Origin of the sequence: Acinetobacter sp. YH12039 (assembly GCF_013420015.1) — a bacterium.
Lineage (GTDB): Bacteria > Pseudomonadota > Gammaproteobacteria > Pseudomonadales > Moraxellaceae > Acinetobacter > Acinetobacter amyesii.
This window is the reverse complement of the sequence record NZ_VOZA01000021.1, coordinates 33,268-55,493: the sequence shown is the minus strand read 5'-3', so window position 1 is coordinate 55,493 and position 22,226 is coordinate 33,268. Positions and strand designations below refer to the sequence as shown.

The following is a 22,226-nucleotide window of genomic DNA, read 5'->3' as shown; positions in this document are numbered from 1 at the left end:
GTTCCACTTTAGATATTTGTTTAAGATGAGATGTAACTCATTGAAATGTGTCATCATATTCGTCGTCAGAAAACAAGTATTATGCCATTATTTCAATGAGTTATCTTTTTTTGTCGTGTACAAAGAAAAAGATAAATAAAATTGAGCACTTAAGATTAAATTATGAATTATGAGCTAGATGCTTTTTTGACAATTGTCGTGGCGGTTTTGGTTTTATTTATCGGTTATTTCTTCGTACACAAAATTTCCATCCTGAAAAAATACAACATTCCTGAACCTGTAGCAGGCGGTTTGGTCGCTGCGATTATCACATTTATATTATTTAAAAACTTTAATATCACCGTAAATTTTGATGCCAAAATCCAGCAAATATTCATGCTGATGTTCTTTACATCGGTAGGCTTGAGCGCAAGTCTTGGAAAACTCAAAGAAGGCGGAAAGGCGCTGGTGCTGTTTTTAGGTTGTGTGATTGTATTTGTCATGCTGCAAAACATCGTTGGTATCAGTTTAGCCAAAATTTTAGGATTAGATCCGCTCATCGGTTTAATTACAGGTTCAGTCACATTAACTGGCGGTCACGGTACAGCAGGTGCATGGGGCACAGTCTTTGAACAAGATCATGGTATACAAGGCGCAGTCGTACTCGGTATGGCAAGTGCAACATTCGGCTTAGTCATTGGTGGCATGATGGGCGGGCCAGTGGCGAAATTCCTCATCCGCCGTTTTCAGTTGGCAGAAGAACTTGTACCGACAACAGGACGTAATGAAGCACCGCCTGCATCTGAAACGGCGCCTTTCGAATATCCTGAAAAAACTCGTTTAATTACCGCAGATGATGCCGTCAAAACGATGGGGATGTTTGCCATCTGTATCAGCTTTGCTTATTTCATGACAGAGTTTGCTCGTGGACAGTGGTTTGAATTACCTACCTTCGTTTGGGCTTTAGCGTGTGGTGTATTTTTAAGAAACACCCTTGAACTTGGCTTTAAAATTGAAATGTTTGATCGCTGTATCGATGTATTTGGTAACGCATCCTTGGCATTATTTTTATCCATGGCGCTGATGTCATTGCAGCTCTGGTTATTGGCAGATCTTGCAGGCCCGCTGGTGATTATTTTACTGGTACAAACCCTCGTTTTAGCACTGTATCTGTACTTTGTAACTTTTAAGATCATGGGAAAAAGCTATGACGCAGCCGTACTTTGTGCAGGGCAATGTGGTATAAATTTGGGTGCAACACCGACAGCGATTGCCAATATTCAGGCAGTGACTAATACCTATGGCTCATCACATAAAGCCTTTTTGATTATTCCTTTGACAGGGGCATTCTTTGTAGATATTGTCAATGCTGTGGTCATTCAGGCAACGATAGGCTTCTTTGGTTAATACTATATATAGCTTTAAAAAATGCTAAAGCATCTAGATAGAGTGCTTTAGCATTTCATTTTTCACCATCTTATTGATTAAGAATAATAAACAATGAAAGTTTTAAAATATCATTTACCTTACATCAAATTGTTCATGCTATTTGTATTAACAGCACTTCCATTTTCTATAACCTTTTCAGCCGAAATTGATGTCCAAAAGACCATCATTCAAGCGAAAAATAACGATAAACAGGCGCTGTATGATTTGGCTGTACTGAAACATATGGGGCTAGAAGGTGTGGAGATTAATCTGCCCGAAGCCATAGCGTTGTATAAAAGTGCTTCTGCCTTAGGGCACCGCTCTGCAAATCAAAATTTGGGATTGATATATTACAAAGGTGTCGGTGTAAAAGTAGATTATGTAGAAGCTGCAAAATGGTTTGAGATTGGTGCTGAAAGAAATTTAGAAGATTCAAAGCGTATGCTTTTGATCATGAATAAATATGAACTCATTCCAAGGAATGAGAAAAAATTGGAAAGTCTTTTAATTGAATTTGCAAATAAAGGCAAGCAAGAAGATATCGAACAATTGGCCGACTATTATTACTATACGAAGCAAAATATGCAGCTTGCTGAAAAGCCAACGATGTTGTTGGCTGAACAAGGCTTGGCTCAATATCAGTCCCGTTTGGGTATGATTTATTATCAAGGTATTGATGCAAAGCCTGATTATAAAAAGGCTTATCCGTGGTTTTTAAAGGCTGCGGAAGCAAATGATTTGAACGGAAAAATTAGCGTAGCAAGTTTTTATTTGGGTGGGCTAGGCGTGCAGCAAGATTTTGAAAAAGCTGCTGCATGGTTTAATTCGGCTTATCAGCAAGACCCTGTGAAAACATGTGAAATTCACAGTCTTGTTTTGTCAAAATTGAACAATGAAATACAACAATGTGAGCTAAGTAGAAAACAATAAAAAGCCCCATGGTTAGGGGTTAGTCGTATCACTCGCGTGATACTCATATAAGGCTCATCTCATACTGTGTATATTAAAGCATAAAATTGAAAAAAATGCTGAGTAAATTGACATTTCAAACTTGGTTGTTTTAGGAAAAAGCGATCGCTATACTTTGCCATGAACATTTGTTCAATTCACTATAACCATAAAGAACTATATTGATGAAAGAATATAAAGTTGTTATCTATCAAGAAGGCATGCTGGGATCTTTACTGCTTGGCTCTTCAAAAGTTGATCCTGTTAAATTCACCAATTTTTTAAATCAAAATGCGCAGCAAGGTTGGGCGGTGATTACGATGGAAAAAGATATCCGCCGTATGCTACTTTTTTGGAAGCGTGAAGCTTATGTAGTTGTTTTGGAGAGAGAAATATGAAATATGGTGTCTTTAGCGCACTTATTATTTCAGTTTTATGGGGGTTATTAGCCATCGCTCAGTTGTGGTTTGAGTTGCTCAGTGTCGAAGTATTTACCAAAATAACCGTCACTGTGGCGATTCTAGAAGCCATCATTATTATCGCAACATTGGTCATACGTGAGTATTTGACAGATAAAAAATTGAAAAAAGATGGCTTTATAGATTAGACCGCATAAATAGGGCGATTGAGTGCTGAACTCAATTGCCCTTAAATTTTAAAGTCATCTTATAGATTAAATCTATATTGGCTCATTACTCAATCATCATAAGGTCAGCACTGCTGGCAGATTTTAATTGTCGTAGCGCAAAAATGGAGCGGGTATGGCGTATACCTTTCATAGAATATAAATTTTTACGTAAAAAACGCTCATAGTGTTCAGCATTTTTAACCGCAACTTTCACTAAATAATCGTAATCGCCAGTGACTAAATGTGCCTCTACCACTTCTGGCATATTGGCTAAAGTTTCACTAAATTGATCTAAAATTTCATCATCGTGACGTTCTAATGTGATTTCAATAAAGAATAATTCATTGATCCCAATCGATTTTGGATTGATGTTGGCTGTATAACCATCGATAATTTTTAAATTTTCTAGACGTTTTAAGCGTGTCCAACATGGCGAAGAGGAGAGACCAACACGTTCAGAAAGCTGGGCTATGGTGAGTCGTCCATCTTCTCTTAATGCGGATAATATTAAGCGATCAATTCTGTCGAGGTTGTGTCGTGCTTCACTCATGCCAAAATAGAATATAATTGAGAAAAAATAGTTATATCATTTTTTGCAATGGTCGGCTGAAGAAAATAAGCACACTTGGACTTTCAGTGCAGATTTTAAAGATAGAAAAATAAAATATGTAAGGTGTTAGGTAGTGTGATTGAATCTAAAAGTAGAAAATCTTGTGCAGACCATAAAAAGACCACTCAGCCGGATTACTGACTGAGTGGCAAAAACTTAAGCGTGTAACTGTTGTTCAATGATCGGCCATAGGTTTTGATGTGACGATTTAAACATCAACATATGTCCGATGGCTTTATGACCTGTTTCTTTCGGTTTTAACTCAATCATTTGAGTCGAAGCATTCGGGTATAAGCGCAGCAAGTCTTTGACATTGGCTTCCGTGGCGATTTCGTCATCGGAGCTCCATACGGCAGTGATCGGACAGCTCACCTGTTGATGAAAATCATGCTGAACAGTTTTGCCTAAGGCATTGATGACATAACCGGGTTTGCTACAAAATTCAGCCCATTCACGAGCAACATCTTTTGGTAAATTTTCACCCATACCAATCGCATTGGTCGGACCATAGCCAATGGTATAGCGTGCAATCGGGAAGATCACATTAAACATCACCGGAGCTAAAAGCTTGGTGCGACCTTTAAGATCTTTGACATGTCCCGTAGAGCCAGAAACAGCAACCACTTTGGCAACTTTGTCATAATTTGGCACGATACCTAATAATTGTCCGCCTGCACTATGACCGAGTAATATGACTTTAGGCGCCTGCGTTTTACTGATCAAAGCGTCGATTGCTGCGGGGATATCAAGCTGCCCCCATTGCACAATACTTGCTGTCGATTGTTTTAAAGGGCTGTGTAGCGACTCACCAATACCACGAAAATCAAAAACTAAAACGTCATAGCCTTGTTGGCTCAACCATGTTGCATAACTATTATAAAATTGCTTGGTAATGCCTGTAGCTGGACAAATCAACACAGGTAAAGCCTGTTTGAGCTCTGTCTGGTGCGGATAAAAGCGCGCACTCAGTGAATAGCCGTCTTGGCAATGAATCGTGAGTTTTTCAGATGATGACATGATTCAAACTTCATGGGTGTGTTCCGATGTCACTAATTTACACAAGTTCCAAAAAGAAACCTGAAAAGAGTATGACTCTAAAGTCATGTCATAACAGGTTTGAAGTAAGTATTATTGGAGAAGAAATACAGATAAAAATAATGCGTGTAATTGAACAATGGATGTAAATTAAAAATGGACATGCTTCAACTTTCGAGTGCAGTAAAAATTGCGATAGTCTTTAGTGGGATTTATTTATGGGTAGGTATGCTCACGGGTGTGTGGAAATATGCACAAATAAGGCAGTCTGAACTGGCACGTGCGCATTATTATGTCGATATTGCACATCGGAGCAGTTTGTTATACGCCCCAGCAACGCTCATTTTGGCGGTATTAGCCTATTTTTCAGCACTTCCTCATGCGCTCAATTTACTCTTTGTAATCATCAATTTGTTCTTTTTTAGCTTTTCGATTTTAAGCTATGTACTGCATGGCTTTTTAGCTGATACCACCAATCAATTTAAAGTCCCGCACGTCTTAGGCAAATGGCATTTACCTAAATGGATGATGAGTATGGCAATGCTTGGATTGGTGATAGGCGAGTTAATTGCAACACTCGGATTGCTCTTCGGAGTCATCGTTAAATTTTGGTTTTAAACAAAGCAATATCAATCATAAATAGTACCAATTAGATTGGAGGCTAATCAGGAGATAAAAGCTTTTAAAGTGCAGGCGATTGTTCGGTAGAAGAATTTATATAAACAAAATTTTAAGTTAAATAGAATCGAAAATTCATGAGAAAAGGCTGATGATTTTCTGGTTATTTTAGGGATTATTTTTATTGTTATTTAAAATGGATTGAATGATCGAGAAGGTAGGGGTGGCATCTTTTCTTTTTTCAAGATGGATGATGCCTCATCCATCTTCTAACTTAAAATTCTGTTGATTTTTGCTTTCGATATTTGTGGTCAATGACTGCCCATAAATAAAAGGCTACAGAGACAATAAGCGCATAAGCAAAATATTCAGGTCTTAAATTTCCTTGTATTAAGCCTTGAATAAGTAGTGTCAGCATGAGAGCAATAGTGGTGCTTGTATAGGTCACCATGTTCTTATTTGCCTTCAGAGCGTTAATGAAGAATTGCTTTTTGAAATGTACTGATAACATCTCCACCCCTCCGTGTTGTTGTTTCGCCAAAACCCATGATTTTGGTCAGGTTTGAACTACTGTTGTACTTCGAAACTAGAAGTATTTCAATAGCAAATGTCATTATTTTGTCATAAAACTATGTTAGATCATCGTATAAGAATAATCATTTTATTCATATACTAAATATTATGAATCTAAAGGTGTTGACTGGTGAGTAAAATGGTCGATGCATAATATCTATGTATGAATAAGCAATATATATACCAACACGGGTATATCGGCTTTATGACACGAAACCGCCTAGCTTACAGTCTGAATCGGGCTTAATCATGGAGTTTGTGTACGGTGTATTTTGCAGAAAGTATTTGTATTTTAACTATTATTATATTTTGTAGCCAAAGGGCTGGCTTTTTTTCTCATCATGAAAATAAAACTTTATTTAAAAGTTCAATGACTTAGGATTATTGCGCTGTAGTAGGACAAATAAAAGTCAGTTTGGATAAAACTCGACAATTATTGGTCACAGGTAAAATCGTCATTCGGGTAAAACTCCGATTTTAGACAGGTCAAAAAAGGTTATTTTTTAACTTTGTCAATTACAGCAGCAATAATCAGCACAATCACAGAAGGGATCAGCCATGCTAAATTTTGTTGAGCAAGCGGTAGATTGGCAATAAAGCTTGGAAGCGCATCTTCGAAACCAGCTACTTTTAAACCATCAAAAATACCGAAAATAAACGCACATGCGGTAACAGGCGCAATAACTCTTGATGGTGAAATAAACCATTTAGAGCAGAAGCTAAGTAGGATAACTGCAATCGCAGGTGGATAAATCGCACTTAAAACAGGCACTGAAACAGCAATGAGTTTGGTTAAACCTAAGTTTGAAATAAGCAGTGAGAAGCCAACTAAAATGAACACAAAAACTTTATATGGAATTTTAGTCAATTCTGAGAAATATTCAGCACATGCGCAGGTCAAGCCTATCGCGGTCACCATACATGCAACAAAAATCATTGCAGATAGGAAATAAGCGCCCATATCACCAAAAGCATGTTGTACATATGCATGCAGGATCACTGCACCATTTGTTGCATTTGGAGCAATATCATGGCTGCCCATACCGAGTTTGAATAAGCTGATATAAACCAGTGTAAGTCCAATACCAGAAATAATACTGGCAATGACAGCATACTTGGTGACGAGCTTATTATCCGTTACGCCGCGTGAAGTAATGGCTTTTACGATCACGATACCAAAAACTAAAGCGCCTAAAGTATCCATGGTTAAATAACCATTGACCACACCTTCAGAAACTGGTGCAGTTACGTAGTTATCAATTGCAGGTGGAATCACACCGGCAGGGATAAAGAACGCAGAGATACCCAGTATAACGAGGCCTAAAATCTTGAGTGGTGAAAGGAAATAACCTACGGTATCTAAAATTTTATTTGGGTAAAGTGAAACAATCGTCACCAATGCAAAATAAATCACGCTATAAATCAGCAGACTGTTTGCACCGTTACCAAAATAAGAAGAGAAACCAATTTCATAAGAAACGGTAGCTGTACGAGGTGTTGCAAATAAAGGTCCAACAGCTAAGTAACACGCGACAGTAAGGATAATGCTGGCTGCTTTACCCAAAGGTGAACTTAAAACTTGAATAGAACCTTCAACACGCGACAAAGCAATAATCGTGATGACAGGTAGACCAACTGCGGTGATTAAGAAACCAAATGCAGCTAACCAAACATGTTCACCCGCTTGCTGTGCGACAATTGGTGGGAAAATAATGTTGCCTGCACCAATAAACAGTGCGAAGGTCATAAAACCTAAGGCAACAATATCCCGTGTACAAAGACTTGTCATAAAGGGGAGATGAACTGTGAAAAAAGGCAATTTTAGTGCAATTAAGCTCGTTTTTGGAGCAAAATTTATAAATCGTATAGATAGTTTTTATAATACGAATCATGAATATATTGACAGATAAAATAATGTTTTATTTATATTTATGATAAATAAAAGAAATTTATTGTATATAAATTTTTTATAGAAATATGTTTAGCGATTAAGATTTATCAGATATAAATCAATTGTTCTAATTTTCAGCACTAAATAGGATGCTATAAGCCGAATAAATGCAGAAATATTGGCTGAATAAAACAAAAAAAATCTAAAAGGTCTATAATTCGGTGTATTCAAATTTGAGGATATTCAGATGAAAGCTTCCAAAATCACGATTAAAACCGAGCAAGATATTGAAAAATTACGCATTTCAGGTCGTTTAGCTGCTCAGGTTTTAGAGATGATCGGGGAGTATGTCAAGCCGGGCGTGACCACTGAATATCTAGACGATATCTGTAATGATTTTATCGTCAACACACTTAAAGTGATTCCTGCCAACGTTGGCTACTATGGCTATACCAAAACCACCTGTATTTCACCGAATGAAGTGGTTTGTCATGGTATTCCTTCGAAAGAAACTGTATTGAAAGATGGTGACATTATCAATATTGATGTTGCCATCATTAAAGATGGTTATTTTGGTGATACCAGTCGTATGTACTATGTGGGTGAGGTTTCGCCTGCGGCTAAAAAGTTAGTGGAAACTACCTACGAAGCCATGGTTGCAGGAATTCATGCAGTTAAACCGGGAGCAACTTTGGGGGATGTAGGCTATGCCATTCAACAAGTTGCTCATCGTGAAGGCTACAGCATTGTACGTGAATACTGTGGTCACGGGATTGGTAAAGTTTATCATGAGCAACCAAGCGTTTTACACTATGGTCAACCGGGTCAAGGTGTCATTCTGAAAAAAGGCATGGTCTTTACCATTGAGCCGATGATCAACAGCGGTAAAGCGCGAACTAAAGAATTAAAAGACGGCTGGACAGTAATTACTGCAGACCGTTCTTTATCGGCACAGTGGGAACATATGGTGGTTGTGACCGATAGTGGTTTTGAGTTGCTATCTCCATGGCCAGAAGGTACAGGTACATATCCTGCAATCTAAGCTAAATCGCGAATTTAATCCTGAATCTGCTGTATCTAAAGGATTGAAGTTAAATTAAATTGTACAAGTGTATATTTTTTGACTTTAGTCTAATAAGTTGTAGTGTGTATGAGCGTTATAGGTTTTAAGACTAAGAGGTTTTCTCTATAGCTTAATTTATAAGGTTTTGCTTATAACTCTGAAAATCAGTTAGAGCTATTAACGATTTAATAAAGATGTATTTTATTTATATAATATGATTACAGATTCTGCTGTAGTTTCTGATTTTACTTAGTTTTTAAGTTTTCGCTTACCCATCACATGGGTAAGCTTTTTTTTGCCTAAAATTTAGCGTGTTCATGTTGGCTGAGTTTTTCAACTAAATAATCAATGAAAACACGTACAGCCGGTAATAAGCCACGACGAGATGGATATACAGCATGGAAAATACCATGTGCAGCTTTCCATTCAGGTAATACATGAACCAAAGCACCTGATTTCACATGATCGGACACAATACTGTCGGGTAATAACACCACGCCACAATCTTGGCAGGCTAGTGCAGCTAACATCGATAGGTCAGAGCCCATTACCGTTGGGTTGACTTTAATTTTTTTCTGATGCTGCTGTGCATCGGTCACAATAATATGTTGATCGAGATGCTCATCCGCCATACTTAAGATTTGATGTTGCGATAAATCTTCGGGCTGTTTGAGTTCACCAAATTTATTCAGATAGGCCTGACTGGCAAATAAGTGCTGCTCAATCGTTTCAAATTTACGAATAACTAAGTTCGGGTCATCGTCTAGATTTGAACGGACACGTAGCGCGAGATCGAAGCCTTCATTTATGATATCTACGCGGCGATTGGTCACCATCATTTGCACTTTAATTTCTGGATATTGCTTTAAAAATTCAGGCAATATTTTGGTCATTTCATTTTGCGCGATGGAAACAGGTAAGCTGACTTTAATTAAGCCGCGCGGCTGTGTACTTAGATGATCAACCAAATCGTGTGCGGCTTGAGCGGCATTCATCATGACTTGTGCGTGGCGGTAGATATTCATACCAATATCTGTAACAGCAAAATGTCGTGAACTACGTTGAATCAGGCGGACACCTAAACGTTCTTCTAAGTTATAGACCCGACGACTCAGTTTTGATTTTGGAATATCTGTTGCACGTTCTGCTGCACTAAAACCACCATGTTCGACCACTTGGGCAAAACAATAAAAATCATCTAGATCACTCAGCACTGTTCTTATTCCATATTTGCAACGATTTTGCTAATTAACTTGAATTGTTTCATGAAGTCAATCACGTTTTGTAGTTTTTCATGTGAGAAGTTTGAGCAAAATTGCCAAGACTAAAGTCGGGTTAACCTTGTAATCGTTTCACATTAGCATGACCAAACAATAAATGTGGTGTATACATCTTTTAAATAACCGAATTTGAAGGATGTGATTTGAGTGTCGTCCTGATATATTCAAATAAAAGACCATTATGAAAGAAATTCGACATTAAAGGACAATGTCATGGAATTAAGACATTTACGTTACTTTGTCGCCGTTGTAGAAGAACAGAGTTTTACGAAGGCTGCTGAAAAGCTATTTATTGCTCAACCTCCTCTAAGTCGTCAAATTCAAAATTTAGAAGAAGAGTTGGGTGCACAGCTTTTTGAGCGTGGCAGCCGTCCTTTAAGAACCACCACCATCGGCCGTTTCTTTTATCAGCAAGCCGTGAAATTACTTTCCAATGCAGAAGAAATTAAGCTCATTACGCAGCGGGCCAGTGCCACAGAACGGACTATTAATATTGGGTATGGCGGTTCGTTACTCTGTGGTTTGTTACCTCGCATTGTTTATTTGTTCCGCCAGCAATATCCACACTTAAATGTAAATTTAATTGAACTGAGTGCAGTTGATCAGATTCAGGCATTAAAAGAAGGTCGGGTTGATGCATGTTTTAGCCGAGTTCGTGTGTCGGATCAGGCGGTTAAACGTGTGCTATTGCGTGAAGAGCCGCTAATTGTTGCGGTGCATTCGAGCCATCCTTTATCTTCACAACAACAGATTGCATTAAATAATCTCAAAGATGAGCAGATTTTTATCTATCCAGCAACGGATGGTCAAAGTTATGCAACGCTGATCAAGTCTTTGTTTTTAGAATACGGTATGGAGCCGAAACGCTTTAACACTCAAGCTGATTTGCAGCAATCACTAGGCATGGTTGCCGCAGGTGAAGGCATTTGTATTGTTCCTGAATCTGTACAAATTATGCAGTTTAGGCATGTGAATTATGTGAAATTATCGGATAGTGCGGCCATTAGCCAAATTTACTTGATCGTGCGGAACGATGATGAAGGGGAATTGGCACGTCCTTTATTTGACTGTGTTTATCAAGTATATGATTTAGAAGCAATTGAATACGATCGTCGGGTTTTCTAGTGCTTATTTTAAAAAGTAATAATAACGTTAAATTTGAAATTCAATTTTGAAGCAAACGTTTAAGTAACACCTTTCTGCATAAAACATAGGCTCATTCTTGAAAGTATTGAGCCTATTTTTTTATTCAGTCTTATTAGACCGCTTGTTTTAAAAACTTGGTGACTTCACGGCTAAATTTGACCGGTTCACTGAGCAATGGCGTGTGCCCCGATTTCTTAAAAATGATTTGCTCTGCATTGGTTAGGCTGTCAGCAATAATTTTTTGACCTTGGGCAGGATAGAGGATCGATTTTGCACCTGTGAAAAAAGTTGTTGGTGCGGTGAGTGCTGCAATGGCTTCACGATAATCTTCAGTATGGTTCAAATAGTTTTGAATATACCAATATAAATAGGTCACACTTTGTGAGGGTAACATCAGCTTCTGTAAAGTTGGTTGTTGGTATGCAAAACGGAAAGCGGATAAAGCATAAGGATTGCTATTTTGTAAGTCTATGAATCTTAACCAAGCGTCGACCAGACCTTGACGGTCATGTTTATTCATCTGCTGTGCAAATGGCACGGAGAGGTTGGTTGAAAGTACCTTCGAGATGTCTTCTAAAATACTTAAAAACTCATTGTGGCGTTTGCCATATAAACCATATTGCCAATCTGCATCTACTCGTATTTTAGGGGTTTGATCGATGTGTAAATAGCGTTTAATTTTTTCAGCAAACTGACCGTATTTTAAACCGTGCATGGTGGTCGTTGCCCCCATGGAGTAGGCAATCACCGTGATTTTATCGTAACCAAGCTGGGAAACTAAGCTGTCAATATCTCGCCAATGGCTTGAAATGGTGTCCGTATTTGGAATTTGACAATGTTTAGAGCCGCCAAATCCACGCCAGTCTGGAATGATAAATTTAAAATGCTTTCGGTGTTGATATAGAAAAGGGTGCCATTGCCAACTTTGCATGCCCAGCCCTGATAAAACCAGGATGGGTTCTCCTTGACCATATTCACGAACATACAGTTGTTGTTGATCTAGCATTGTATAGTGTGGCATGCGGCTTCCTATTTATTTTTTGTTTTAGCGATTAAATTTATGCAACTGTGGAATGATGGTTTCAAGCCATTTGATCCAACCGATTTCCAAATCTATCCCAAGCTGTAAAATCATTTTATGAATGTACAAAGTACGGTCTTCATCATGCGCATGTGCAAAGTCTTTTGCAAAAATAGACTGGTACACTTTTAGTTTTTCTTTGTGAATTTCTAGGTGACGTTCTAATTCGGGTAATACGCCGTTTGTGCCCAGTTGAGCTTCAGCACGTAAACGAACCATTAACTCTTCACGTAACTGAGCCGGAGGGCTTTGCTCAACCATCCAATTGGCTAATTCAACACGTCCAAGCTGTTCAACTTGGTAGGTTTTTTTACGGGTTGTACTGTGGTCATCTTCAATGGTGCTGATCCAGCCTTTTTGCTGCATACCACTGAGTTCACGGTAGATTTGCTGATGTGTCGCATTCCAAAAAAAGCCCATAGAGCGGTCAAAACGGCGTGCAAGGTCAATTCCTGTACTAGGTTTTTCAAGTAAGCTCGTGAGTAAAACATGGGCTAAAGACATATATGGCTCAGTCAAAATAGTTTTGTACTTTTTATTATGCAACATGTTGCATAAAAATCAAATCTCGCATATAAATTAGTGCAACAAGTTGCAAAAATCTTGTATGCGTAGATGGAAATAGAAAGCTCGTATACAAGCGAAGATAAAAATAGCCAGCTTTTCAGCACGCTAAGGAGAAAAAATGTCAAATTATCCAAATTTATTGGCACCACTAGATTTAGGTTTTACAACGCTAAAGAACCGTGTATTGATGGGTTCTATGCATATCGGCCTTGAAGAAGCACCGGGTGGCTATGAACGCATGGCAGCTTTTTACGCTGAGCGTGCGAAAGGTGGTGTAGGTCTGATTGTAACTGGTGGTATTTCTCCCAATGATGATGGTGTGACATTTGCTGGTGGCTCAAAATTAGATTCTTTAGAAGAAGCAGAAAAACATAAAGTGATTACGCAGGCGGTACATGATGCTGGCGGTAAAATTGCGATGCAGATTTTGCATACAGGTCGCTACTCGTATCAAGCCAATAATGTTGCACCTTCATCAATTCAAGCACCAATTAACCCAGTAAAACCGCAAGCTTTAAGCACAGCAGACGTCGAACGCACGATCAATGATTTTGCCAAATGTGCTCAGTTAGCACAGACAGCGGGTTATGACGGTGTAGAAGTCATGGGGTCAGAAGGTTATTTAATTAATGAGTTTATTGCTGCACGTACCAACCACCGTGATGATGAATGGGGTGGCAGTTATGAAAACCGGATTCGTTTTCCAATCGAGATCGTGCGTCGTACGCGTGAATTAGTCGGTGAAAATTTTATTATTATTTACCGTCTTTCTATGCTGGATTTGGTTGAAGGTGGTTCGACTTTCGAAGAAGTTGTACAACTTGCAAAAGCCATTGAAAAAGCTGGTGCAACCATTATCAATACCGGTATTGGCTGGCACGAAGCACGTATTCCGACCATTGCAACCAAAGTGCCACGTGCTGCATTTACATGGGTGACCAAGAAATTAAAAGGTCTTGTGAATGTTCCTTTAATCACCTCAAACCGTATCAATACTCCTGAAATGGCTGAGCACGTACTTGCTTCGGGTGATGCAGATATGGTGTCCATGGCACGTCCAATGCTGGCTGACCCACGTTTTGTGGAAAAAGCAGAACAAGGTCGTAGTGATGAAATTAATACCTGTATCGGTTGTAACCAAGCCTGCCTAGATCATATTTTCTCGATGAAAATTGCAACATGTTTGGTTAACCCTCAAGCTTGCTATGAAACTGAACTGATTTTTAAAGAATCTGCACAGGTGAAAAATATTGCTGTGATTGGTGCGGGACCTGCAGGTTTAAGCTTTGCAACTTATGCTGCAGAGCGTGGTCATAACATAACTATTTTTGAAGCATCGAGCCAAATTGGTGGACAGTTTAATATTGCGAAAACGATTCCTGGTAAAGAAGAGTTTTATGAAACGCTGCGTTATTTCAAACGTAAAATAGAACTATTGCCTCAGATTAAATTGGTATTGAACCATACAGCAACGTATGAAGAATTAGCTCAGTCTGATTTTGATGACATCGTGGTGGCGACGGGTGTAACACCGCGTCAGTTAGATATAGATGGTATTGATCATCCAAAAGTATTGAGCTATTTACAGGTATTACGTGAACGTCAACCTGTTGGCAAACGTGTAGCAATCATTGGTGCAGGCGGTATTGGTTTCGATACGGCTGAATATTTAACGCATGAAGGTGAAAGCGGTAGCCTCAATCCTGAGAAATTTTATGATGAATGGGGTATTGATACCACTTATGCGCAAGTCGGTGGCTTGAAACATCCAGACGTCGAAGAATCGCCGCGTGAAGTGTATTTATTGCAACGTAAGGCTAAATCGGTCGGTGCTGGCTTAGGTAAAACCACGGGTTGGATTCACCGTACAGGTTTGAAACACCGCGATGTGAAAATGATTGCGGGTGCAAGCTACGATAAAATTGATGATCAAGGTTTGCATATTACCGTTGATGGTCAACCACGTATTTTAGATGTTGATCATGTGGTGATTTGTGCAGGTCAGGAATCCTATACCGCGATGTATGAACAGCTACAAGCAGATGGAAAAAATGTGCATCTGATTGGTGGTGCGAAAGAAGCAGGTGAGTTAGATGCTAAACGTGCCATTCGTCAAGGTGCAGATTTGGCTGCGGTGATTTAATCAGCCTCATACTTAACCACGACAACTACATTCAATTTAATATGCAGTTGTCGTGCTTCCTCTCCATTTTGAGAGGAGTTTGAGGATAGGGAAATGATTCATCAAAAAAAAGGACATAAACATGACTATTGAAATAACAAAAAAATCTGTTGCACGTTGGCACGAAATGCTCGACACACGGGATATGAATATTTTAAATGAACTCTTGGCAGAGGATGTGGTGTTTCGTTCACCTGTCGCGTTTAACCCATATCCAGGTAAGCCTGTAGTAACTTTTATTTTGACCAATGTGATTCAAATTTTTGAAAATTTTACCTATCACCGTGAGTTTTACTCAGAAGATGGTTTAAATGTGGTGCTTGAGTTTTCTGCCAATGTTGGCGAGAAAAAATTAAAAGGGATCGACATGATTCAGTTTAATGAACAAGGACAGATGATTGATTTTGAAGTCATGCTCCGTCCGAAAAGTGGCTTGGAAGCATTGGCGGCGAAAATGGGTGAGCGCATTATGCAATATCAGCCTTGAATCTGCTGTTTTTAAAATGCTCATCATAGAATGATAAAAAGCATGATGAATATTGTCATGCTTTTTGCTTATGAGGCTTAAACAAACAAATATTGCTAGTTAGATATGGTTTTGTAGATACGTTTTTTAATGGGCATTCTTAGTCAAAGTGAAAACATGGAAATGATTTGCTGTAGTGCGAAGCGAGGTGAAGGTAGGGTCAATGAATAATGTGATGCATAAAGGGCGTCAGGCTCTTTTAAATTTTGTAGATCATGCAATCGGTGCAGAATTACCACAGCTTTATTATCATCCTGAAGGGCAAATGAAACATGTGCTGCCGAAGTTAAAGCAACTACATGAAAAATATCGTCCTACGCCTTGGCTGTCGAATACTCATGCACATTTACTGTATTTTGATGTCATTAAAAAGCGCCAAGTGAAGCTTAAATACGACGCTATAGAGCAACTGACCATGGCTGATGGAGGGATTACAGCCATTGCATGGTTGGGCTTAGATTTACCTGCGGATGTGCCAACTGTGGTGCTCATGCATACGATTACGGGAACGCCTGAAAGTATGCGAGAAGTGGTTCGGGATCTTCATCTATATACAGGTTGGCGCATTGCACTGTGTTTAAGACGCGGTCATGCCAATTTGCCTATGCCAGTTGCCAAAATAAATTTATTTGGTTCAACCGATGACTTACGTGAACAGATTGCCTTTATTCAGCAGAAATTTCCCGCATCGAGTTTGTATGGCGTCGGTTCATCTGCAGGAACGGGGCTATTGGTCCGCTATTTAGGCGAGCAAGGTGAGGAAACACCACTTAAAGCGGCTTTTGCTTTATGTCCGGGTTATGATACTGAGCTTGGCTTTAAAAATGTACATCCTTTTTACAGTAAAATGATGACCAAGAAGCTCTTTCAGAAATTTGTAGAACCCTATTCTGCAACATGGTCAACAACACCATCTTTAATAGAAGTACTAAAAAGTAAAAATTTGGCGCAGTTTGAGCGTGCTTATTTCCAAATGGCTGGTTTTACTGATTATGAAAGTTATGCAAAATCTACCAATCCAATTTATGTATTTGAAAATCTTAAAATTCCATTGATGATTTTAAATGCCGAAGATGACCCTGTTTGCCACATTCAAAACTTTGAACCCTATAAAGAATTAATCCGTTCTTTGCCGAATGTTGTGGTGGTAACCACCAAAAAAGGCAGTCACTGTGGTTATTATGAAGGTTTAGTGGAAACCCATTCATGGGCAACCAAATTGATGGCAGATTTTTTAAAGTTATATGCGAACTAAAAAATAGCCTACTTTTAATAGGCTATTTTTTGTGAAATTATTCAGCTTGTGCGCAACATGCAGATGTTTGAGGTTTAATCTTCATTTGAATCAATACTAAAATCAACGCTATAGCGCTCAGTGTAGCGCCTGCATAAGACACCGCGGCATAGCTGAGGTTAAGATTTAGCACTGCGGCACCAGCAACAGCGCCCAAAGCATTTCCAAGATTAAATGCACCAATATTCACTGAAGAAGCGAGGCCTGGTGCATCGTGAGCGACTGTCATAACACGCATTTGTAAAGGTGGTACAACGGCAAAGGCTGCTGCTCCCCAGATGATTAATGCAATCGCCGCGCCAATGGTGGATGTTGCTAAAATTGGAAATAACAGCATCATCAGCATGAGTAAGACTAAAAAGCCAATCAAGGTTTTATCTAAGGATTGATCTGCAAACTTACCACCGAAATGGTTACCAATTGAAAATCCGATCCCGATTAAGACCAACATGAAAGTGATAAGCTCAGGGCTTGCATGGGTAAAGACTTTTAAGCTCGGTGCGATATAAGTATATAGCGCGAACATAGCTCCAGCACTCATGACTGTGGTCAGCAGTGCTAAAACAACAGGCATGCGTGTTAATACTTTTAACTCTGCTCGTACATCAGGTTTTTCGGTCTGTTGCTGATGGGGCAGTGCTTTCCATAATGCCAACATGGTGATAATGCCCAGTAAGGTAATGGCTGCAAAAGACATACGCCAACCGATATTTTGCCCCACCCATGTTGCGAGTGGCACGCCGCCAATATTGGCAATGGTCAAGCCCATAAACATCATAGCAACGGCACTGGCTTGTTTATCTTTTGGAACAACACTTGCTGCGACGACAGAGCCTAAGCCAAAAAAGGCGCCGTGGTTCAAACTCGTCACTAAACGCGCAGCCATTAAACCTAAATAATCTGGCGCAACTGTGGCAAGCAGATTGCCAAGGGTGAAAATTGTCATTAATAACATGAGTGATGTACGTTTTGGAAAACGTGCTAACCATAAGGTCATCAATGGGGCACCAATCATGACGCCAACGGCATAGGCACTAATCAGTAAGCCCGCTTGAGGAATGGACACCGATAAATCTGCTGCGATTTCAGGCAAAAAACCCATCGGTGAAAATTCTGTTGTGCCAATTGCAAAAGCACCTACGGCTAATGCAATTAATGGAAAATTGAATTTCATATTAAATATCCCACACTGGAGCAAGTTCAGGTGGGTTCACTTCGCGTGCATTTCTGTCTAGTGTGGCAATGGCCTGCATCTGTTCTGATGTTAAATGAATGTCTTGAGCTTTTAAGTTACTGGTTAAATGTTCACGTTGGGTTGACGATGGAATTACGGCATAACCCTTTTGCAGCGCCCAAGCGAGTGTCACTTGTGCAACTGAAGCTTGGTGTTGTGCTGCAATATCAGAAAGTATTGGGTCATTTAGCACTTTGCCATAAGCCAAGGTCATATAAGAGGTGACATCAATATTTTGCTGTTTTAAGTAAGTCGCAAGTCGTTCATTTTGAAGATAAGGACTCAGTTCAATTTGATTGGTTGCAATCTGCTCAGCACCTATACTGTCAATGGCTTGTTGAGTAAGCTCAATATTAAAATTAGATACACCAATATATTCAGTCAAACCTTGTTTTTTTGCCTCAAGTAAATGTCCCATTAATTCTGGAATATTGACTCCAAGTGCAGGTGCAGGCCAATGAATAAGTGTGAGGTTAACTGCATCCGTCCTCAATTTAATTAAACTGTCTTTTAGACTGGGTATCAGTTTGTCGGCAGCATAATTTTCAGTCCAAATTTTCGTGGTTAAAAAAATATCAGCTCGATTGACCTGACTTTCATGGAGTGCTTGGCCTACTTCTGCTTCATTAGCGTAAATTTGTGCGGTGTCTACAGCACGATATCCTACATCTAAGGCTGTTTTAACTGAATGAATGACAGTTTCACCTGCCAAACGGAAGGTACCGACACCAAATTGAGGAACAATCATCAGGAATTCTCTTTTTTGAATTGATGCTATTGTGCTGCTAATTTTAATGAAGAAAAATGCATGAGTTTGGAATATATTATTGATTAAAAATCACGAATTAGAATATGCAATGAAATCGACCATTGAGGAGCTGCAGGCTTTTACTGTTATTGTAGATAGCGGCTCTATTATTAAAGCAGCAGAAAGACTGGATCAAACAGCATCTGGTGTCAGCCGTGCATTACAGCGTCTGGAATCTAAATTAAATGTAACCCTGTTGGAACGAACTACCCGCAAAATTAAGCTGACGCAAGAGGGGCAATTATTTTTAGCTAAAACACGGCGGATATTGAATGATTTGAGTGAAGCGGAAGATTCTTTGCTGAAATTAGATGCAGATACTTCGGGGTTAGTGCGAGTCGATTCTGCGATTTCGTTTATTCTGCATATGATCGTTCCCTTGATTCCAGAATTTAATGCACGTTATCCACATATACAGATTGAATTGGTGAATCATGATCAAGTGATTGACTTATTAGAGCATAAAGCGGATGTCGCAATTCGCTTTGGAAAATTAAACGATTCAAGTTTGCATGCAAAACTCATCTATAAGAGTCGATTGTGTTTGGTGGCGAGTCCTGAATATCTTCAGCAGCATGGACGACCGCAAAATGCTGATGAGCTAACAGCACATGCTTTACTTGGATTTAGTCAAATTACCCATATGAATACTTGGCCGTTCCAAGTCGCAGGGAAGCCCCTGACGATCCGACCCAACATCAAGGCATCAAATGGTGAAACACTACGGGAGCTTGCGATTCATGGGATGGGCATCGCTTGTCTTTCGATTTTTATGTTAGAAAAAGATATTGCAGAAGGGCGATTGGTACAATTTTTAGACGATCAAATTGAACCGCATGAACAGCTTATTCATGCTGTCTATTATCAACAAGAGCATTTACCGAAACGTGTTCGTTTATTTATTGAATATTTAGCTGAAAAATTACAAGAATAGTTGTGAGAAAAAACAGTGCATCGTCGGGTACAGATTTTTATTTACATAGAAACAATAAAAAACCCGACTTTTGCCGGGTTTTTTTGATCATTTGTTTGATAAAACTTCGATCTTAGTTCTCTAAGGCTGGTGTTGCAGCAGCAATGGCAGCGGCAACGGCGTCATCTTCAGACTGTGCAGAACCAGAGTTTTGTTTAGGTTGAGCAGCTTGCGCAGGTTTTTCTGCTGCTTTAGGTGCTTCTGCTTTTGGAGCAGGAGCTTCTGCAGGAGGAGTAGGTTCACGACGAATTTCAGTTGTTGTATTCGGTGTTTCTTCACGAATCACTTCAACTTGCTGCTGAGTCGGTTCTTCAACAACTGGTTGTTCTTCAACTGGTTCTAATTGTGTAGGTACAGATACTGTTGGTTCAGATGCTGCAACTTCAACCTGTTCCTGTTCTTCTTCTTTTGGTGCTTCTTTTTTTACACATGCTGTAAGAAGTAGACCTGTTGCGATTGCACCGCAGATTAAAAGTTTCTTATTCATAATTACACAAAACAAAAAAGTGTGGATTGGATAACTGCATTATAACAGCAAATAAGAATATAGAAATGATAAGAACTTACTCTAAATTTTTATGATAATTGCTGTTACAATAGCCAATTGTTAATTGTTCTATGAATTGATGCGGAATGACTTTGCTTTCTTGGTACAGAGTAAAGTAAAATCGCACAACATTGTAGGCCAATTTAGGCTCCATTGTACGAGAAACTTAATGACCCATTTTATTTTCGTTACTGGTGGTGTTGTATCATCACTAGGTAAAGGTATTTCAGCTGCATCAGTGGCTGCGCTTTTAGAAGCCCGTGGTTTAAAAGTAACCATGGTAAAAATGGATCCATACATTAATGTCGATCCAGGGACTATGAGTCCATTCCAACACGGTGAAGTTTTTGTCACAGAGGATGGTGCTGAAACTGACTTAGACTTGGGTTATTACGAACGTTTCTTGCGTCGTGCGAAAATGACCAAACTGAACAACTTTACTTCAGGACGAGTGTACCAAGATGTCTTGAATAAAGAACGTCGTGGTGATTACCTCGGTGGTACAGTTCAAGTTATTCCACATATTACTGACAATATTAAAGAACGTGTTCTTCGCGCAGGTGAAGGCTATGACGTTGCGATCGTTGAGATCGGCGGTACAGTAGGTGACATTGAATCTCTCCCATTCATGGAATCTGTACGTCAACTTATGGTCGAACTAGGTCATAAGCGCACAATGTTAATGCACTTAACTTTACTCCCATATATTAAGTCAGCTGCTGAATTAAAAACTAAACCAACTCAACACTCTGTAAAAGAGCTTTTGTCGATTGGTATTCAACCAGACATCCTGATCTGCCGTACAGAGCATGATGTTGATGCTGACACTACACGTAAAATTGCGTTATTTACGAACGTTGAAGCACGTGCAGTTGTGGTATGTAAAGATGCGCGTTCGATTTACCAAATTCCACGTACTTTCTATGAACAAAACGTTGATGATTTAATCTGCGAACGTTTTGGTTATAACGATCTTCCAGAAGCTGATCTTACAGACTGGGATAACGTTGTAGATGCATTATTGAACCCTGAATACACAGTTCGTGTAGCGATGGTTGGTAAATACGTTGAACTTCCAGATGCATACAAATCTGTAAACGAAGCACTTTTACATGCGGGTATTCAAAACCGTGTGAAAGTTCAAATCGATTACGTCAATGCAGAAGAACTTGAAAGCCAAGATGTAAACGACGTATTAAAAGACGCGGATGCAATCTTAGTTCCAGGTGGTTTTGGTGAACGTGGTACAGAAGGCAAAATGAAAGCGATTCGTTTTGCACGTGAAAACGGTGTACCGTTCCTCGGCATCTGTTTAGGTATGCAGTTGGCTGTGATCGAATATGCGCGCAATGTTGCGGGTATTAGCGATGCAACTTCAACTGAATTTAACCGTTCTACAAAATCACCATTGATTGGTCTAATCACTGAATGGTTAGATGAGCGCGGCGAAGTTCAACAACGTAATGCAGATTCTGACTTAGGCGGCACAATGCGTCTGGGTGCTCAAAAATCTGAATTGGTTGCAGGAACAAAAACTGCACAAGTTTACGGTTCTGAAGAGATCGTTGAACGTCATCGTCATCGTTATGAAATGAACAACCGTTATATCCCAGTGCTTGAAGAAAAAGGCATGAAGATTTCAGGTTATTCTCCAGTACAGCGTCTTGTTGAAACTGTTGAAATTCCTGAACATCCTTGGTTTATTGCTGTACAATTCCATCCGGAATTTACAAGTTCACCACGTGATGGACACCCATTATTTGCTGGCTTTATTGATGCTGCTAAAAAACAGTATCAAAAAACCAAGTAATGGCA

The 22,226-nt window shown here is 39.3% G+C and carries 22 protein-coding genes; 12 read left to right on the top strand and 10 right to left on the bottom strand.

Annotation, left to right across the window (positions count from 1 at the left end; genetic code table 11):
• The first annotated feature begins 162 nt into the window (after positions 1-162).
• The 4 genes from gltS (at position 163) to FTT98_RS10355 (ending at position 2,962) form a co-directional block, all read left to right on the top strand.
• On the top strand, positions 163-1,386 hold the full coding sequence (gltS, locus tag FTT98_RS10370; RefSeq protein WP_180177353.1) for a sodium/glutamate symporter: 1,224 nt from the start codon (positions 163-165) through the stop codon (positions 1,384-1,386).
• Positions 1,387-1,479: 93 nt separating this feature from the next.
• Positions 1,480-2,337 (top strand): tetratricopeptide repeat protein, encoded by an 858-nt coding sequence (locus FTT98_RS10365; RefSeq protein ID WP_180177352.1) that lies wholly within the window; start codon positions 1,480-1,482, stop codon positions 2,335-2,337.
• A 203-nt stretch (positions 2,338-2,540) separates the two neighbouring features.
• A complete protein-coding gene (locus FTT98_RS10360) occupies positions 2,541-2,753 on the top strand; it encodes a DUF4177 domain-containing protein (RefSeq protein ID WP_168378641.1) in 213 nt (70 codons plus the stop codon).
• A complete protein-coding gene (locus tag FTT98_RS10355) occupies positions 2,750-2,962 on the top strand; it encodes a hypothetical protein (RefSeq protein WP_168378640.1) in 213 nt (70 codons plus the stop codon). Before FTT98_RS10360 ends, FTT98_RS10355 begins: the two co-directional genes overlap by 4 nt.
• 85 nt (positions 2,963-3,047) lie before the next feature.
• Here the strand turns inward: FTT98_RS10355 and FTT98_RS10350 are convergent, their stop codons facing one another.
• Positions 3,048-3,533, bottom strand: coding sequence for an Lrp/AsnC family transcriptional regulator (locus tag FTT98_RS10350; protein ID WP_078188537.1), 486 nt, complete (start codon positions 3,531-3,533; stop codon positions 3,048-3,050).
• Positions 3,534-3,749: 216 nt separating this feature from the next.
• Positions 3,750-4,610, bottom strand: coding sequence for an alpha/beta fold hydrolase (locus tag FTT98_RS10345; protein ID WP_180007848.1), 861 nt, complete (start codon positions 4,608-4,610; stop codon positions 3,750-3,752).
• A 174-nt stretch (positions 4,611-4,784) separates the two neighbouring features.
• Between FTT98_RS10345 and FTT98_RS10340 the strand changes: the two genes are divergently transcribed.
• The gene (locus FTT98_RS10340) at positions 4,785-5,246 is read left to right on the top strand and encodes a hypothetical protein (protein ID WP_180055914.1); all 462 of its coding nucleotides are present in this window, start codon (positions 4,785-4,787) and stop codon (positions 5,244-5,246) included.
• A gap of 274 nt (positions 5,247-5,520) precedes the next feature.
• Here the strand turns inward: FTT98_RS10340 and FTT98_RS10335 are convergent, their stop codons facing one another.
• On the bottom strand, positions 5,521-5,757 hold the full coding sequence (locus FTT98_RS10335; protein ID WP_078188534.1) for a hypothetical protein: 237 nt from the start codon (positions 5,755-5,757) through the stop codon (positions 5,521-5,523).
• Between the two features lie 558 nt (positions 5,758-6,315).
• A complete protein-coding gene (gene brnQ / locus FTT98_RS10330; RefSeq protein ID WP_180177351.1) occupies positions 6,316-7,608 on the bottom strand; it encodes a branched-chain amino acid transport system II carrier protein in 1,293 nt (430 codons plus the stop codon).
• Positions 7,609-7,957: 349 nt separating this feature from the next.
• On the opposite strand from brnQ, the gene map reads away from it, so the two are divergent.
• Positions 7,958-8,752 (top strand): type I methionyl aminopeptidase, encoded by a 795-nt coding sequence (gene map, locus FTT98_RS10325; RefSeq protein WP_168378636.1) that lies wholly within the window; start codon positions 7,958-7,960, stop codon positions 8,750-8,752.
• A gap of 320 nt (positions 8,753-9,072) precedes the next feature.
• Here map and FTT98_RS10320 read toward each other — a convergent pair whose 3' ends face one another.
• The gene (locus FTT98_RS10320; RefSeq protein ID WP_180055915.1) at positions 9,073-9,987 is read right to left on the bottom strand and encodes a LysR substrate-binding domain-containing protein; all 915 of its coding nucleotides are present in this window, start codon (positions 9,985-9,987) and stop codon (positions 9,073-9,075) included.
• Between the two features lie 279 nt (positions 9,988-10,266).
• Between FTT98_RS10320 and FTT98_RS10315 the strand changes: the two genes are divergently transcribed.
• Complete coding sequence (locus FTT98_RS10315; RefSeq protein WP_078188530.1) at positions 10,267-11,178, top strand: LysR family transcriptional regulator; 912 nt, start codon at positions 10,267-10,269, stop codon at positions 11,176-11,178.
• A 133-nt stretch (positions 11,179-11,311) separates the two neighbouring features.
• On the opposite strand, the gene FTT98_RS10310 is transcribed toward FTT98_RS10315, so the two are convergent.
• Together FTT98_RS10310 and FTT98_RS10305 are read right to left on the bottom strand one after the other, a co-directional pair.
• On the bottom strand, positions 11,312-12,220 hold the full coding sequence (locus tag FTT98_RS10310; protein WP_180177350.1) for an alpha/beta fold hydrolase: 909 nt from the start codon (positions 12,218-12,220) through the stop codon (positions 11,312-11,314).
• 24 nt (positions 12,221-12,244) lie between these two features.
• Positions 12,245-12,784 (bottom strand): PadR family transcriptional regulator, encoded by a 540-nt coding sequence (locus FTT98_RS10305; RefSeq protein ID WP_180005106.1) that lies wholly within the window; start codon positions 12,782-12,784, stop codon positions 12,245-12,247.
• A 181-nt stretch (positions 12,785-12,965) separates the two neighbouring features.
• On the opposite strand from FTT98_RS10305, the gene FTT98_RS10300 reads away from it, so the two are divergent.
• The 3 genes from FTT98_RS10300 (at position 12,966) to FTT98_RS10290 (ending at position 16,810) form a co-directional block, all read left to right on the top strand.
• Positions 12,966-14,990 carry an NADPH-dependent 2,4-dienoyl-CoA reductase gene (locus tag FTT98_RS10300; protein WP_180177349.1) on the top strand — a complete coding sequence of 675 codons (2,025 nt, stop codon included), beginning with the start codon at positions 12,966-12,968 and terminating at the stop codon, positions 14,988-14,990.
• A 121-nt stretch (positions 14,991-15,111) separates the two neighbouring features.
• Positions 15,112-15,516 (top strand): nuclear transport factor 2 family protein, encoded by a 405-nt coding sequence (locus FTT98_RS10295; RefSeq protein ID WP_078189187.1) that lies wholly within the window; start codon positions 15,112-15,114, stop codon positions 15,514-15,516.
• 202 nt (positions 15,517-15,718) lie between these two features.
• Positions 15,719-16,810, top strand: a complete 1,092-nt coding sequence (locus tag FTT98_RS10290) for a YheT family hydrolase (RefSeq protein WP_180177348.1) — start codon at positions 15,719-15,721, stop codon at positions 16,808-16,810.
• A gap of 37 nt (positions 16,811-16,847) precedes the next feature.
• Here the strand turns inward: FTT98_RS10290 and FTT98_RS10285 are convergent, their stop codons facing one another.
• Positions 16,848-18,023, bottom strand: coding sequence for an MFS transporter (locus FTT98_RS10285; protein ID WP_180177347.1), 1,176 nt, complete (start codon positions 18,021-18,023; stop codon positions 16,848-16,850).
• Position 18,024: 1 nt separating this feature from the next.
• On the bottom strand, positions 18,025-18,831 hold the full coding sequence (gene dkgB / locus FTT98_RS10280) for a 2,5-didehydrogluconate reductase DkgB (RefSeq protein ID WP_180177346.1): 807 nt from the start codon (positions 18,829-18,831) through the stop codon (positions 18,025-18,027).
• A gap of 109 nt (positions 18,832-18,940) precedes the next feature.
• Here dkgB and FTT98_RS10275 point away from each other — a divergent pair, with 109 nt between their 5' ends.
• Complete coding sequence (locus tag FTT98_RS10275; RefSeq protein ID WP_180005111.1) at positions 18,941-19,825, top strand: LysR family transcriptional regulator; 885 nt, start codon at positions 18,941-18,943, stop codon at positions 19,823-19,825.
• Between the two features lie 112 nt (positions 19,826-19,937).
• Here FTT98_RS10275 and FTT98_RS10270 read toward each other — a convergent pair whose 3' ends face one another.
• On the bottom strand, positions 19,938-20,351 hold the full coding sequence (locus FTT98_RS10270) for an internalin (RefSeq protein WP_180005101.1): 414 nt from the start codon (positions 20,349-20,351) through the stop codon (positions 19,938-19,940).
• Between the two features lie 229 nt (positions 20,352-20,580).
• On the opposite strand from FTT98_RS10270, the gene FTT98_RS10265 reads away from it, so the two are divergent.
• Entirely contained in the window at positions 20,581-22,221 is a 1,641-nt protein-coding gene (locus FTT98_RS10265) for a CTP synthase (RefSeq protein WP_180059724.1), read from the top strand.
• The last annotated feature ends 5 nt before the right edge of the window (positions 22,222-22,226 follow it).